General features: G+C 65.9%; 12 protein-coding genes and 1 riboswitch. Of the genes, 11 read left to right on the top strand and 1 reads right to left on the bottom strand.

Going from position 1 to position 14,514, the window contains the following annotated elements; genetic code table 11:
• Positions 1 to 45: 45 nt before the first annotated feature.
• From MUB46_RS20605 to MUB46_RS20565, 9 genes are all read left to right on the top strand, one after another.
• Complete coding sequence (locus MUB46_RS20605; RefSeq protein ID WP_261617854.1) at positions 46 to 981, top strand: ketopantoate reductase family protein; 936 nt, start codon at positions 46 to 48, stop codon at positions 979 to 981.
• Positions 982 to 1,045: 64 nt separating this feature from the next.
• Entirely contained in the window at positions 1,046 to 2,212 is a 1,167-nt protein-coding gene (locus MUB46_RS20600) for an enolase C-terminal domain-like protein (protein WP_261617853.1), read from the top strand.
• 22 nt (positions 2,213 to 2,234) lie between these two features.
• On the top strand, positions 2,235 to 3,668 hold the full coding sequence (locus MUB46_RS20595; RefSeq protein ID WP_261617852.1) for a 3-isopropylmalate dehydratase large subunit: 1,434 nt from the start codon (positions 2,235 to 2,237) through the stop codon (positions 3,666 to 3,668).
• A complete protein-coding gene (locus MUB46_RS20590) occupies positions 3,665 to 4,300 on the top strand; it encodes a 3-isopropylmalate dehydratase small subunit (protein WP_261617851.1) in 636 nt (211 codons plus the stop codon). Before MUB46_RS20595 ends, MUB46_RS20590 begins: the two co-directional genes overlap by 4 nt.
• Positions 4,301 to 4,416: 116 nt before the next feature.
• A riboswitch (cobalamin riboswitch) is annotated at positions 4,417 to 4,615 on the top strand.
• 118 nt (positions 4,616 to 4,733) lie between these two features.
• Complete coding sequence (locus MUB46_RS20585; RefSeq protein WP_261617850.1) at positions 4,734 to 6,728, top strand: TonB-dependent receptor plug domain-containing protein; 1,995 nt, start codon at positions 4,734 to 4,736, stop codon at positions 6,726 to 6,728.
• Positions 6,729 to 6,803: 75 nt separating this feature from the next.
• A complete protein-coding gene (locus MUB46_RS20580) occupies positions 6,804 to 7,634 on the top strand; it encodes an ABC transporter substrate-binding protein (protein WP_261617849.1) in 831 nt (276 codons plus the stop codon).
• A complete protein-coding gene (locus MUB46_RS20575) occupies positions 7,631 to 8,662 on the top strand; it encodes a FecCD family ABC transporter permease (protein ID WP_261617848.1) in 1,032 nt (343 codons plus the stop codon). The genes MUB46_RS20580 and MUB46_RS20575 overlap by 4 nt, the downstream gene beginning before the upstream one ends.
• The gene (locus tag MUB46_RS20570; protein ID WP_261617847.1) at positions 8,659 to 9,489 is read left to right on the top strand and encodes an ABC transporter ATP-binding protein; all 831 of its coding nucleotides are present in this window, start codon (positions 8,659 to 8,661) and stop codon (positions 9,487 to 9,489) included. Before MUB46_RS20575 ends, MUB46_RS20570 begins: the two co-directional genes overlap by 4 nt.
• Before the next feature lie 2 nt (positions 9,490 to 9,491).
• Positions 9,492 to 10,466, top strand: a complete 975-nt coding sequence (locus tag MUB46_RS20565; RefSeq protein WP_261617846.1) for a DUF6925 family protein — start codon at positions 9,492 to 9,494, stop codon at positions 10,464 to 10,466.
• Between the two features lie 233 nt (positions 10,467 to 10,699).
• On the opposite strand, the gene MUB46_RS20560 is transcribed toward MUB46_RS20565, so the two are convergent.
• Positions 10,700 to 11,194 carry an Lrp/AsnC family transcriptional regulator gene (locus MUB46_RS20560; RefSeq protein ID WP_261617845.1) on the bottom strand — a complete coding sequence of 165 codons (495 nt, stop codon included), beginning with the start codon at positions 11,192 to 11,194 and terminating at the stop codon, positions 10,700 to 10,702.
• 247 nt (positions 11,195 to 11,441) lie between these two features.
• Here MUB46_RS20560 and MUB46_RS20555 point away from each other — a divergent pair, with 247 nt between their 5' ends.
• Complete coding sequence (locus MUB46_RS20555; RefSeq protein WP_261617924.1) at positions 11,442 to 12,845, top strand: aspartate aminotransferase family protein; 1,404 nt, start codon at positions 11,442 to 11,444, stop codon at positions 12,843 to 12,845.
• Positions 12,846 to 13,026: 181 nt separating this feature from the next.
• A complete protein-coding gene (locus tag MUB46_RS20550) occupies positions 13,027 to 14,436 on the top strand; it encodes an aldehyde dehydrogenase family protein (RefSeq protein ID WP_261617844.1) in 1,410 nt (469 codons plus the stop codon).
• The last annotated feature ends 78 nt before the right edge of the window (positions 14,437 to 14,514 follow it).

The raw sequence follows: 14,514 nt of genomic DNA, 5'->3' as shown, positions 1-14,514 counted from the left end.
GACAGACCGGGGCGAACCGGCCCCGACGTGCTGAGGAGGCATAACATGAAAATTGCAGTGGTCGGATGCGGTGCCATGGGGTCGGTCTACGCGGCTCTCCTGGCCGATGCGGGACACGACGTGCTCGCCATCGACAGATGGGCGGCCCATGTCGAGGCGATCAATCGCGACGGCCTGGTCGTTGAGGGGGCCAGCGGCAACCGCCGGGTTCGGGTCCGCGCTTTCGAGGCGCCGCCCCCGGGCGAGGCCGTGGACCTGATGATCCTGGCCGTGAAGTCCGCCGCCGCCGGTGCGGCCGCCAAGACGGCGAAGCCGATGATCGGGCCGGACACCGTCGTGCTTACAATTCAGAACGGCCTGGGCGCCGCCGACGAGGTGGCGGCCTCGATCGATCCCGACCGCCTTCTCGTCGGCATCGCTGGCGGTTTCGGTGCCTCTCTGAAGGGACCCGGGCACGCCCACCACAACGGCATGCAGGTGATCCAGATGGGCGCCTATGCCGGCCTCCCGTTCCGCGAGGCCGAAGGCGTGGCGGCGGTCTGGAGCGACGCCGGGTTCCGGACCGAAGCGGTCAACGACATCGCAGCGATGCAGTGGGACAAGCTGATCTGCAACGTCGCCTACAGCGCACCGTGCGCGCTGACGGGATTGACCGTGGGCGAGGCGATGGACGATCCGGAACTCGGTGCGGTCAGCCGCGCCGCCGCCGTCGAAGCCGCGGGCATCGCCCGTGCCCGGGGGATTGCCCTGGATATGGCCGATCCGGTCGCTCGTGTCCGCGCCTTCGCCGGGCGGATGCCGGCTGCGAAACCCTCGATGCTGCTCGACCACGAAGCCGGACGACCCAGTGAAATCGACTTCATCAACGGCGCGATACCGCGTGAAGCGGCAAAGGTCGGGCTGACCGCACCGGTCAACGAGACCCTGACGCGCCTGGTCCGGATGAAGGAACGGGCGTTCGGCCCCGCCAAGGGGATCTGACTTCCAACCGCGCCGAACCGTTTTTCCGCATAACCGAGTCTCTGACGAGCCTGGGAGAGTTTGAGTGAAGATAGCCGACATCGTGACCCGCAGCGTGAAGCTCGAGGGCGCCATTTCCAATGCGGTCGTATCGTTTGACGATCACGACGTGTCCCTCGTCGCCGTTGTCAGCGATGTCGTTCGCAATGGCCGTCCGGTCGCCGGAATCGGGTTCAACTCGATCGGGCGGTACGCCCAGCACGGTATCCTGTCGACCCGCATCCGCCCGCGCATTCTGAACGCGGCTCCGGACTCCCTGCTGGACGAGAGCCGGACACGCTTCGATCCGGCCAGGATCTACGCCGCCGCCATGAAGAACGAAAAGCCGGGCGGGCATGGCGACCGGGCGTCGGCCGTCGGCGCGCTCGAACTGGCGATCTGGGACCTGAACGCCAAGCTCGACGACCGACCCGCCTACGCTGCTGTTGCCGAGGCATTCGGCCGGACGGTTGCGGCAGCGCGTGTGCCGGTCTATGCGGCGGGGGGCTATTACTACGCTTCGGGCGGCGGCAGGACACTGCGGGACGAGCTGCAGGGCTATCGCGACCAGGGCTTCGACGCCTTCAAGATAAAGGTAGGGGGGGCGGATGCGGCCGAGGATCTGGCCCGCATAGAGGAGGCGCTGGCCGTGGCCGGGGCAGGCTCTCGCCTCGCCGTCGACGCCAACGGTCGGTTCGGACTGCACGACGCGCTGACCTTCGGCCAGAGTATCGCGGGCTACGGCCTGCGCTGGTACGAGGAGGTCGGCGACCCGCTGGATTTCGCGCTCAATCAGGCGCTGACGCACAATTACGACGGGGCGATAGCCACCGGCGAAAATCTCTTCTCGCTCCAGGACGTCCGCAATCTGCTGAATTTCGGCGGCATGCGGCCGGGCCGCGACATCTTCCAGATGGATGCCGGCCTGAGCTACGGATTGACGGAATACGGTCGAATTATCGACCTGCTGGAACGCCGGGGATACAGCCGTGAGCAGGTGTTTCCGCACGGCGGACACCTCATAAACCTCCATATCGTGGCGGGGCTCGGGCTTGGCGGTTGCGAGGCCTATCCCGGCGTGTTCAAGCCGTTCGGCGGATTCCCGCCGAGCTGTCCGGTCGTCGACGGAACGGTCTGGCCCAGCGACGCACCGGGCTTCGGGCTGGAGGAGATGCCCGGCATCGCCGCCGCCATCTCCGACCTGCTCGGCTGACGGTTTCGGGGGAGGCGATAAAATGGCGGGTACGCTGTACGACAAGGTCTTCGATGCGCATGTCGTCCGTGAGGTGTCGGAGAACCAGCACCAGATCGCGGTCGATGTCCATCTGATCAACGAAGTGAGCAGTCCGCAGGCCTTCGAGGATCTGCACGAACGCGGACTGACCGTCGCGCATCCCGAACGGACGTTTGCGTGCGCGGACCATTCGATTTCGACGGGCGGCGACGTGCGCCGGTTCGACGACGCGCTGTGCGAGGCCCAGGTACAGCTTCTGGCGCGCAACACACGAGCCAGCAGCATTCCCTATTTCGATCCGATGAAGGCGATGCACGGGATCGTCCATGTCGTCGCGCCCGAACGCGGGCTCACCCAGCCGGGCATGGTGATCGCGTGCGGCGACAGCCACACCTCCACCCATGGCGCCTTCGGAACGGTTGCCTTCGGGATCGGAACCTCGCAGGTGCGCGATGTCCTGGCGTCGCAGTCGCTGGTCATGGAGAAGCTGAAGGTCCGGCGGATCGCGATCGAGGGAGAGCTCGCCTTCGGGGTGTTCGCCAAGGATGTGGCCTTGCACGTGATCCACCGCCTGGGGGCGAAGGGTGGGCTCGGATACGCCTATGAGTTCTGCGGCTCCACGGTCGAGCGGTTCTCGATGGAAGAGCGGATGACCCTGTGCAACATGGCTGTGGAGGGTGGGGCGCGCTGCGGATACGTCAATCCCGACCGGACCACGTTCGACTATCTGAAGGGCCGTGCGTTCGCGCCCGAAGGGGCGGCGTGGGAGGCCGCCGTCCGGCGCTGGCAGGACATCGCGTCCGAGCCCGACGCCACCTGGGACGACGAGGTGGTGGTGAACGTCGGGGACGTCGGCCCGATGGTGACATGGGGGACTTCGCCGGATCAGTCGGTGCCGGTCGACCTGCCGGTGCCCGATCCCGCGGGCGCCGGAGACGAAGAGACCGGCTGGCGCGCGGCGATGGAGTTCATGGGAATGGTTCCGGGGGAACCGGTGTCGGGCACGCGGATCGACACCGCGTTCATCGGGTCCTGCACCAATGGCAGGCTTTCCGATCTCGAGGCCGTCGCGGCATTCCTGCGCGCAACCGACCGTCGTGTCGCGTCGGGTGTGCGTGCGATGATCGTCCCCGGATCGCGCGCCGTGCTCAAGGCAGCGGCGAGCCGGGGGTTCGACACGCTGTTCGAGGAACGCGGGTTCGAACTTCGTGACGCGGGCTGCTCCCTGTGCTGCGGGATGAATGCCGACAAACTGGTCGGGCCGCAGGTCTGCGCGTCGTCGTCGAACCGAAACTTCCGGGGGCGGCAGGGATCGCCCGACGGGCGCACGTTCCTGATGTCACCGGTCATGGTGGCTGCCGCGGCGCTGGCCGGGGAGATAACGGATGTGCGCGCGTTCCCGGACGCGACGCCGGATGGGGGCGGGCGGTCATGACCGGGCGCATCGACATGGTTCGGGGCCGCGGCTTGCCGCTCGCGGGCAACGACATCGACACCGACCAGATCCTCGAGTCGCGGTATCTCAAGCTGGTCACCTTCCGCGGGATCGAGGCGCACGTGTTCGAAAGCCTGCGTCGCGCCGCGCGCGACCGTGGCGACGCGCCTCATCCGTTCGACGACGGGCGTTTCGCCGGGGCATCGATCCTGCTGGTCGGGCGGAACTTCGGCTGCGGCTCCTCTCGGGAGCACGCGCCCCAGGCGCTCTATCGATTCGGCATCCGGGCGATCGTGGGAGAATCGTTCGGCGAGATCTTCGCCGGCAACTGTCTGTCCATAGGACTGCCATGCCTGCCGGTATCCGCCGCGGACGGTCTTTGGCTGCGCAGTCGTTGCGAGGCCGCCCCGGAAACCGAACTCACGGCTGATATCGCCGCGGGACAGATCGTCTCCGGCGACCGGCGAATACCCTTCTGCCTGCCCGAGGGACGGCGTCGACGGTTCCTCGAGGGTTCCTGGGATCCCTTGATGGTCCTTCTCGAAGCGCGCAACCTGGTGGACAGGAAACTTGCCGCGATGCCGGACATCGCGCGAGCGGCGGAAAGCGGCGCCCAAAGGCGGGGCGAATAGACGTCGGCGGCACGCTTTGGATAACCCGCCGGTGCGGTTTGCGCGTGCACGGCTTGGCATCCCCCGACTTGGCATCCCCCGCCTTGGCCGCCTGATTGACATATCATCCAATCGTGCCTAGCGTCCGGCGCGACGGTTCCCCTCGGGGATCAAAAGGGAACGCAGTGAGGGTCGTTCGATCCAAATCTGCGGCTGCCCCCGCAACTGTAAGCGGATAGTCGTCCGTCAATACGCCACTGGGCCTCGGGCACCGGGAAGGCGACGGATCGGTGACAACCCGCGAGCCAGGAGACCTGCCGTCAGCCGTGGTCACACGCGACGACGTCGGACGGGGTGTTTCGATGGTTGGCAAGCCGCCATCGCTTTCGGGCGATGACCGGCGAGACTTCGTTCGCGGTGACGTGCCACCTGGCGTACCGCCCGAGGTCTTGAAATGCCGAAATCCGTTCTCACCGGCTCGTCCGAGCCGCGACTCCATTCCGTTTCCGTTGTCATCCTGATTGCCGCGCTGGCCCTGGCGCCAGCGCCGCGGGCCTCTGCCCAAGACGTCCGGTCGGCGGATGACGAGACCGCTTCCGATGGTCGCTTCGCGCCCGTCAGCGAAGCGGCGGCCGTAACGCTCGACGAGATCACCGTCAGCCCGAACCGGACCGCCACGCCGGACCGCGCGGTGGGCAGCACGGTCACGGTCATTACCGGCGAAGAGCTCGAGGAGCAGCAGATCCGGGTCGTCTCCGACGTGCTACGCCAGGTGCCGGGCGTTGCCGTCAATCGCACGGGCGGAATCGGCGACTTCACGCAGGTCCGCATCCGTGGTGCCGAAGGGAACCAGACGATGGTCCGGATCGACGGCATCGAGATGAACGATCCCGCCTTCGGATCCGAATTCGACTTCGGCAATCTGCTGGTCCAGGACGTCGCCCGCATCGAGGTGCTGCGCGGCCCGCAGAGCGCCCTCTACGGCTCGGATGCCATCGGCGGCGTGATCAATATCGTCACGAGGCGCGGCGACGGGGCGCCGAGCGCCACGGTATCGGCGGAAGGCGGGTCGTTCGGCACCTTCCGCGGCCATGCCTCGGTCAGCGCCAGCGACGACAGGTTCGATCTGCTCGTCAGCGCTGTGGGACTGTCCACCGACGGCATATCCAGCGCGGACGAGGCGAACGGAAACCTCGAGAAGGACGCCTACCGGAACGGAACCGGCCTCATCAAGTTCGGGATCCATCCGACCGAGGATATCGACCTGGCATTCGTCGGGCGCTTCACCAACTTCATGCGGGAAGGCGACGCCGACATCGGCGGCATCGGCCCGATCGACGCCTTCAACGATTCCCGCGGCGAGCAGCTGTTCGGCCGGGTCCAGGGCACCTTCCGGATGTTCGAGGGGCGCTGGGAGCACATCTTCGGCGCGACGCGGACGGACCAGACGACGGACTATCTCGCCGACAAGGCGGTCACCAGCACGTATCGGGGGGACAAGAACAAGCTGGACTATCAGTCGAATCTCTACCTCGAGCAGGAGACGGTCCCGGCGAGCCACACCCTCACGTTCCTGGCCGAACACGAAACCCAAGGCGTCAAGGTGGACAGCCTCTGGTCAAATCTCGACCGGACGATCGAATCGACGGGACTTGTCGGCCAGTACCAGCTCGGGCTGTTCGACAGCCTGTTCGTGACGGCCGCCGTTCGCCACGACGTCAACGATCTCTTCGAGGATGCCGATACCTATCGGCTGACCGGTGCCTATACCATCGACGCAACCGGCACCAAGCTGCGCGCCTCCTATGGCACGGGCGTGAAGAACCCGACCATGTTCGAACTCTACGGGTACACGCAGACCTACCGGGGGAATCCCAACCTCAAGCCGGAGCAGGCGGCCGGCTGGGACGTAGGCATCGATCAGGCCCTGTGGGGCGAACGCGTCGTGGCCGACGCCACCTACTTCGACATGCGCATAACGGACCTGATCACCGGGGCCGGCACGACGTCGGTCAACATGCCGGGCGAGTCCAGGATCCACGGTGTCGAACTCGGTGTCTCGGTGTCGCCTCTCGACAACCTCTTCGTTCGCGCCTCCTACACCTACACCGACGGCAAGGACGCGACGGGTGCAGACCTGGTGCGGCGACCGCCGCATCTGGCGAGCCTCGACGTCAACTACGTGTTCCTCGACGGGCGCGCGAACGCCAATCTCTCGGTCGTCTACAACGGTGCTCAGAAAGACTGGGTCTACGACGCCGTCTACAACAGGTCGGTCCTGACGCTGGACGCCTATACGCTCGTCAACGTCGCCGGCTCCTACAAGCTCAGCGACACCGCCGAACTGTTCGGTCGCGTCGACAACCTGTTCGACGAACAGTACCAGGAGGTCTGGGGCTACGGCACGCCGGGGCGCGCGGCCTATGCCGGCTTGCGACTGGCGTTCTGAGCGATGCGTCGTTTCGCGGCAGTGCACGCAGTCGTAGCGGCGGCCCTGACCGCCCCCGCCCTATTGGCCGCCCTATTGGCGGTCCAGCTCCCGGCGCGGGCGGAGGCGAAGCCCCGGTCCGTCGTATCGATCAACCTGTGCACGGACGAACTGGTGCTGCGGCTGGCCGATCCCGGTCAGGTCAAATCGGTGACCTGGCTTGCCCGCGACAGCCTTGGATCCGCGGTGAGAGCGCTCGCCGGCGCCGTGCCCGTGAACCGGGGGCTCGCCGAGGAGATCGTTCCGCTGTCGCCGGACCTGGTGGTCGCGGGGGTCCATACGACGCGGACGACGGTGGGCTTTCTCAAGCGGATCGGTATTCCCGTCATCGAGCTCGGGGTTCCCGGGACACTGGACGAGGTGCGCGCGCAGATCCGGATGGTGGCGACCGTGCTGGGCAACGCAGCGGCGGGCGAGGCGATGATCGCGGCGCTCGACACGGCGCTGAGCGAAAGCGGGGCCGTGATAGCCGGTTCGCGCCCGACGGCACTGGTCCTGCGTCCCAACGGGTTCACGGCAGGCCGCGGATCGCTCGTCGACACGCTGCTGGACCGCGCCGGGCTGGCAAACCTCGCCGCCGACCTCCAGACGGATGGATTGGGGCAACTGCCGCTGGAGCGGATTGTCGCGGCAAGACCCGACGTCCTGATCATCAACGCGGATGCGGACGCGCCGGAGTCCATGGCGCAGGCGCTTCTCGATCACCCCGCGCTGGCCTCGCTCAAGGAGACCGCGACGGTGGTCGAGGTGCCGACGCGGTTGTGGACCTGTGCCGGGCCGCAGCTGGCGGAGGCGATGGCACTGTTGAAGTCTGCCGCCGCGAAAGCGCGGTCGCGACCGAACCCGCAAACGGAGGCGGCACGATGAGTTCCGATGTCCCGATCGGGCGCCGCCATGCGGCGGAGACCGCGACCCCTGTCCTGCCGGGAACGCTTTGCATCGTATCGGCGATCCTGTTCGTCCTCTCCCTTGCCATCGGATATGTGCCGCTCGATCCGCTTGCCGCGGCCCTGGATGCCATGTCCGGACGCGACACGGTCCGTGCGCTGGTCATGGTGGAGCTGAGGCTGCCGCGCGCGCTGCTCGGACTGATGGTCGGCTTCAGTCTCGGGGCCACGGGCGCCGCGCTGCAGGGATTGTTGCGCAATCCGCTGGCCGATCCGGGCGTCATCGGTGTCTCGGGCGCGGCCGCGCTCGGTGCCGTGATCGCGTTCTACTGGGGCCTGGCCGGATTCCTCTCGATCGGACTGGCGCTCGGCGGGCTTGCCGGCGCGGGCGTCGCGACCGCGCTTCTGCTTCTGCTCGCGCGGCAGGGAACGGGAACGACCGCGCTGATCCTCGCCGGCGTCGCGATCGGCAGCCTGTCGGGCGCGCTGACGGCGTTGGCGCTCAACCTCTCACCCAGCCCCTATGCCGTCATGGAGGTCGTCTTCTGGCTGATGGGGTCGCTCGCCGACCGCAGCCTCGATCACGTGCTGCTGGCCATGCCGTTCATGGCGGTCGGATGGGTGCTTCTGCTGGGCGCTGGCCGGGGGCTCGATGCGCTGTCGTTGGGAGAGGACACGGCGCGCAGCCTGGGCTTCGACGTGGCGCGGCTGCGTGTCCGGCTCGTCCTCGCGTCGGCCTTCACGGTCGGCAGCGCGGTCGCGGTGGCCGGCGCGATCGGCTTCGTCGGGCTCGTCGTCCCTCACATCCTGCGTCCTTTGGTCGGTCACCGGCCGGGCCCGCTTGTCCTGGCCAGCGGGCTTGGTGGCGCCGTCTTGACGCTGGCCGCCGACATTCTGGTGCGTCTCCTGCCGGTTCAGCCCGAGCTCAAGCTCGGCGTCGTCACGGCGATCATCGGCGCCCCCTTCCTGTTCTCGCTCCTGTGGCGCATGCGTGGAGACGTCGAATGAAGATCGCGGCACGCGACATTTCCGTTCGGCGCGGCGGACACACGATCCTGGCGCCGCTGACCCTGACCGTCGACCGGCCCGGCGTCGTGGGATTGATCGGCCCGAACGGCGCGGGCAAGTCGACCTTGCTGAGGGTGCTGGCGGGGCTCGACGCGCCGGATACCGGGGACGTCCGCTACGACGGCCTCACGGCCGACCGGATGGGACGCGATGTCCTGGGATACCGGCTGTCCTACCTGGCGCAATCGGGCCGCGTGCATTGGCCGCTGAAGGTCGAGCGCGTCGTCGCGCTCGGCCGGCTGCCGCATCTTGGGCGCGGGGGCGGGCGCGGGGGCGGGCGCGGCGGCGGCGAGCGTGATCGGGAGGCGGTCGAGTCCGCGATGTCGGCGACCCATATCACGGCGCTGCGGGACCGGCCGGCGGCGACCCTGTCGGGCGGCGAGCGCATGAGAGTGCTGCTTGCCCGCGCGCTTGCCGTGGAGGCCGACGTGCTTCTCGCCGACGAGCCGATCGCCGCACTCGATCCGTATCACCAGCTCGAGGTTCTGGATCTGCTGCGCGATCGCGCCGAAGCCGGAACCACGGTCGTCGTGGTGCTGCACGACCTGTCGCTGGCGCTGCGGTTCTGCGACCGGCTGATCCTCCTGGCACAGGGGCGCTTGCTGGCGGACGACGCCCCGGACGCCGTGCTGACCGATGAAAACCTCGAAACCGCCTATCGGGTCGTCGCACATCGCGTGCGCGCGGCCGGCAAGACCCTCGTCGTGCCGTGGAGCCGGATCGGTTCCGCCGGTCCCGACGCGACACGTTCATGCGAAGGACGATGACGATGACCGACGACACGACCGTAGCTTCGGGCCCTTACGCGGACAGGGCCACCTGTCTTGCGACGGTGATCGCCGAAAAGCTGCGCGACCCCGGCACGGCCTGGAGCCTGGGGACCTTCGGCGCGATCGCGGAGTTCCTGTACGACGATGGCGAGCCGATCGAGCTCGGGACCGCGTCGGATCACGTGTGCGCCGCGACCGACCGCGGCGCGATCCGGCTCGACTTCGACGCCGACATGGTCGCGTTCGCCTACGAAACGCCAAACAGCGCACCGGACCGCTGGTCGCATGCGGTCGCGCTCTGTCTCCCGCGCGCGACGTGCGCGGCGAGCCGCCGGACGGTGCTGACGGAACTCGGCCCCGACGTCGCCGCCGTGCGGCCACGCGATCGCGAGGCCATCCTGTTCGACCTGGGGCTCGGCACGTTGCAGGTCGACGCTTGCGTCCGGGTATCCGACCCGGCCGTCGTCGCACGGTTTCGGGAGTGGTGCGGAACGTCGCTGTTTGCGCCGGGCAATCCGCTGGGTCCGGCGATGCCGGACATCAGTCCGCACCGCGTCTTCACCTGCCGGTTCGGGCGGATCGAGGTGTTCCAACCGATCCCGCCCGCCGACGGCAGGAGCCCCGAGGGGCCGCATACGCATTTGATACCGAAGCTCCTGCGGACCGGACAGACGCACGCCAGGACGGTCCCTATCCCGGAGCATCTGGTGCCGTGCGCCTATATTCATCCGCCGCATCCGGTCGTCGACATCATGGGCAGGGCAAAGCCATTCGACCGGCGTGCTTACGTCGAATTCCAGGCCTTGCTCAGGTCGTTCGGCGATCCGGAGCTGGTTTCCCTGAAGACGCGGCTGCTCATGGCCTTGCATAGGGGCGAGGAACCTGGAGGCGAACCGCCCCGGGGCCGCCATGCCACGGCGACGGCAAAACTCGCCGAGCGTCAGTTCGCGGCCATGAATGCCTTGCAATCATAGTCCGGCCCATCAGAACCGACGGCTCGGCGGCGGTTTCGGCTTCCGTGCCCCGGCTGCCGATCAGCGCTCGAACGCAAGCGGTGAAAGGGCAATCTGCGCGTCAGGATGTTGCTTCTTCGGCATCTGGAAACTCCTCCATACCTGAACAGCGCCCAGGAAAGTCGCACTCGGACGGATCCGTTTTTCGGGTCAAGACCGGCGTGTGAAACACCGCGATCCCTGATCCATGCGATTTAGACGGATGGGGCCCCGGTGGCCGGATCCGGTTCGATCGGAAACGCGAAGCCGGCCTTCACGCGATCCATCACCACCATGGTCTTGAAGCCCTTGATGTCGTGGTTCTCATAGAAGAAGCGGCGAGTGAACTGCTCATAGTCCTCCATGTCCTTGGCGGTGATGACCAGGATGAAGTCGGCATCTCCCGTGACGTAGTAACCGAGCATGACTTCTCGCGTGTTGCGTATCGCCGCCTTGAAACGGTCGACAATATCCGCGCGCTCGCGCTCCAGAGAAACCAGTACGATCATGGTCACGTGGCGTCCGACCGCCTTTGGCGAAACGATCGAGACGTCAGCTTCGATTACCCCCTCGGCACGCAGGCGCTTGAGACGCCGTTGGCAGGCCGTCGGGGAGAGGTGAGCGATCTCCGCCAGCTGTTCGGACGTCAGGCGATTGTTCTTCTGGACCGCCTCCAGGAGATCTGCATCTACGCGATCGAGACTGATCATGCCGTTTTCCTGCGAATTATGGGTCTTATTGCAGGAATTCTGCGTAATTTCATTAATCTGCGCCGTCAAGCGGCTATGTGAAAGCGATATCTTCCGCGTCTGGCGAAGGGGGCAGGCCGTAGGTTTTTCGCTGACGGCTCTTGCTTGCGAGCCGAGCGTTGCGATGGGCGGCCGCATCCCGACGGGAATACTGGAAAGCGCCTGCGACGAAGCGCTCGCGGGAACAGAACTGAAAGGCAGATACGCCATGACGATCGACATCAACGTTATCAGCGAGAAGGACAGAAACTCGGTTCTTCATCCCTTCACGCAGTTGAAGGATTTCGCCACTGGCAAGATCGGTGATCCGACAATCGTGGAGACCGGCAAGGGCATCCGTATTCGGGACGCTCACGGCAATGAACTGATCGACGGCTTTGCCGGCCTGTACTGCGTCAATGTCGGCTACGGCCGCACTGAAGTGTCGGAAGCCATCGCCCGCCAAGCCCATCGTCTGGCGTACTACCATTCCTACGCCGCCCACACGACCGACGAGCTTGCAATCCTGTCGGACCGTTTGGTGAAGATGGCGCCCGGGAAGATGAGCAAGGTCTTCTATGGCCTGTCGGGTTCCGACGCCAATGAGACCAACGCGAAGCTCGTCTGGTACTACAACAACCTGCGCGGCAAACCGACCAAGAAGACGATCATCTCGCGCGAGCGGGGCTATCACGGCTGCAGCGTGATCTCCGGCTCGATGACCGGCATGAGCTTCTATCACGACCATATGGACCTGCCGCTGCCACAGATCGTCCACACCGGCGTTCCGCACCACTACTGGGGTGCCAATCCCGGCGAGACTGAAGCTGAGTTCTCGGCCCGCCGGGCCGCAGAACTCGACCAACTCATCGAAACGCTAGGTCCCGACAATGTCGGCGCCTTCATTGCCGAACCGGTGCTCGGCACCGGTGGCATCACGCCTCCGCCGGAAGGCTACTGGGCGGCCATTCAAGCCGTGCTCAACAAACATGACGTGCTGCTGATCGCCGACGAGGTCATCACCGGTTTCGGCCGAACCGGCTCCATGTTCGGTTCCCAGCGTTATGGCATGGAGCCGGATCTGGTCACGATCGCGAAGGGCCTGACGTCCGCCTACTTCCCGCTCTCGGCCTCGATCGTCGGCGAGAAGATCTACAGGGTGATGGAAGAAGGTGCTGACCGCGTTGGCGCTTTCTCGCACGGCTACACGTATTCCGGCCACCCGATTGGTGCCGCGGCCGCGAATGCGGTTCTCGACATTGTCGAGACGGAGGATCTGCCGGGCAATGCGCATCAGGTCGGTGCCTATTTCCAGGCCCAGCTGAAAGACAGGTTCGCGCAGTTTCCTATCGTGGGCGAAGTGCGCGGCGTCGGCCTGATGGGGGCGATCGAGTTCGTCGGCGACCGCGAGGGCAAGAAGCGCTTCGACCCGTCCCTAAAGGTCGGACCGCGTGTGTCGAAGGCGGCGCGCGACAGGGGCCTGATAGCCCGGGCTATGCCGCATGGCGACATTCTGGGCTTCGCACCACCGCTTGTGACGACCAAGGCGGAGATCGACGACATCATCTCGATTGCCGAAAGCGCGGTTCGCTCGGTGATGGACGAACTGGTCGGCGAAGTTCAGACGATCTGAACGAGTATCGACCGGAGGAAACGTCAACGTCCCGTCCGGATCGGCGAGGCGCGTGCATCTCCAATTCCGCTCCGCGCCGGGGCCACTTCGGTGCTGGCGTGGCTTTGGAATGAGCGGCCACGGGCCCCGTCCGATTCTCCTCTGATGCTCCACGCGCAGACCCAAGAAAGAATGCTGTCGAATGAATACCGTCACACGTCACGTTGCCGAAGACACGAACGCGCTTCCCATCTTCAATCCCTTCGACGGAAATCTGGTGGGCTCGGTGGAAACACGCGAAGCGCACGAGATCGAGGCGCTCATGGCGCGTGCCCGTCGCGGCGCTTCTCTCGCCCGCGGCCTGCCGCGTCACCAGCGCGCGAGCATCCTGGAAGAGACGGCGCGGATCATCGAATGCCGACGCGACACCTTCGCGAACACCATCGTGATGGAAGCTGGCAAAACGATTGTCCAGGCGCGCAAGGAGGTGCTGCGCTGCGTCAATACGCTGAAGCTCTCCTCCGACGAAGTGAAGCGGAATGCCGGTGAGATTGTTCCGTTCGATGCCTATCCCGGATCGGAGCTGCGTCAGGGCTGGTTCACGCGCGAGCCGCTCGGCATCATCGCCGCAATCACGCCCTACAACGATCCGCTCAATCTGGTGGCTCACAAGCTTGGACCGGCGATCGCCGGCGGCAATGCCGTACTGCTCAAACCATCGGAACTGGCGCCGCTGTCGGCAATCAATCTTGTCTCGGCTCTCGTCGAAGCGGGTCTGCCCGAAGAGATTGTCACGTTAGCGGTCGGAGGCGTTGAGCTCGGCAAGGCTCTCGTCTCGGCCCGCGATGTTCGCATGGTATCGTTCACGGGCGGCTTTGCCGCCGGCGAGGCGATCTCAAAAACGGCCGGGCTGAAGAAGCTGGCCATGGAACTGGGCGGCAACGCCCCAGTCCTCGTCATGGCAGATTGCGATTTTGCCAAGGCGGTCGAAAGTTGCGTTTCTGGAGCCTTCTGGGCTGCCGGACAGAACTGTATCGGCGCCCAGCGCATCCTCGTTCAGTCGAACCTCTACAATCGCTTCCGCGATGCGTTTGTCGCCGCAACCGAAAGGCTGAAGGCGGGCGACCCTTCCCTCGAAGACACCGATGTAGGGCCGATGATCTCCAGGCAGGCAGCCCAGCGCACCGAGGCGGCTGTCAACGAGGCGATAGCTGCCGGTGCGACACTGCTGTGCGGAAATCGTCGCGAAGGTTCGCTCTATCATCCGACCGTGCTGGAAGGCACGCCGCTGAACTGCGCCCTATGGCATGACGAGGTGTTCGCCCCCGTGGTCCTGCTCACACCGTTCGAAACGCTCGACGAGGCGATCGTTATGGCGAACGGTCCAGACTACAGCCTGCACGCCGGCATCTTCACCAACAATCTGGCGGACGCGCTCGACACAGCCGGGCGGATCGACGCTGGCGGAGTGATGATCAACGATTCCTCTGATTACAGGTTCGACGCCATGCCGTTCGGTGGCTTCAAATATGGCAGCATGGGAAGGGAAGGCGTTCGATTTGCCTTCGAGGAAATGACCCAGCCGAAGGTCGTCTGCATTAACCGCGGCTAGGCTGATCACTCTGTTCCATGACGCAGGATTGGCGCGGGCGCATGCACCGGGGACGTGCAGACATGCTCCCGGGGGCGC

Source organism: Microbaculum marinisediminis, from assembly GCF_025397915.1.
GTDB classification, from domain to species: domain Bacteria; phylum Pseudomonadota; class Alphaproteobacteria; order Rhizobiales; family Tepidamorphaceae; genus Microbaculum; species Microbaculum marinisediminis.
Note: the sequence above shows the minus strand (reverse complement) of the source record. Positions and strands in the feature narration are given on the sequence as shown.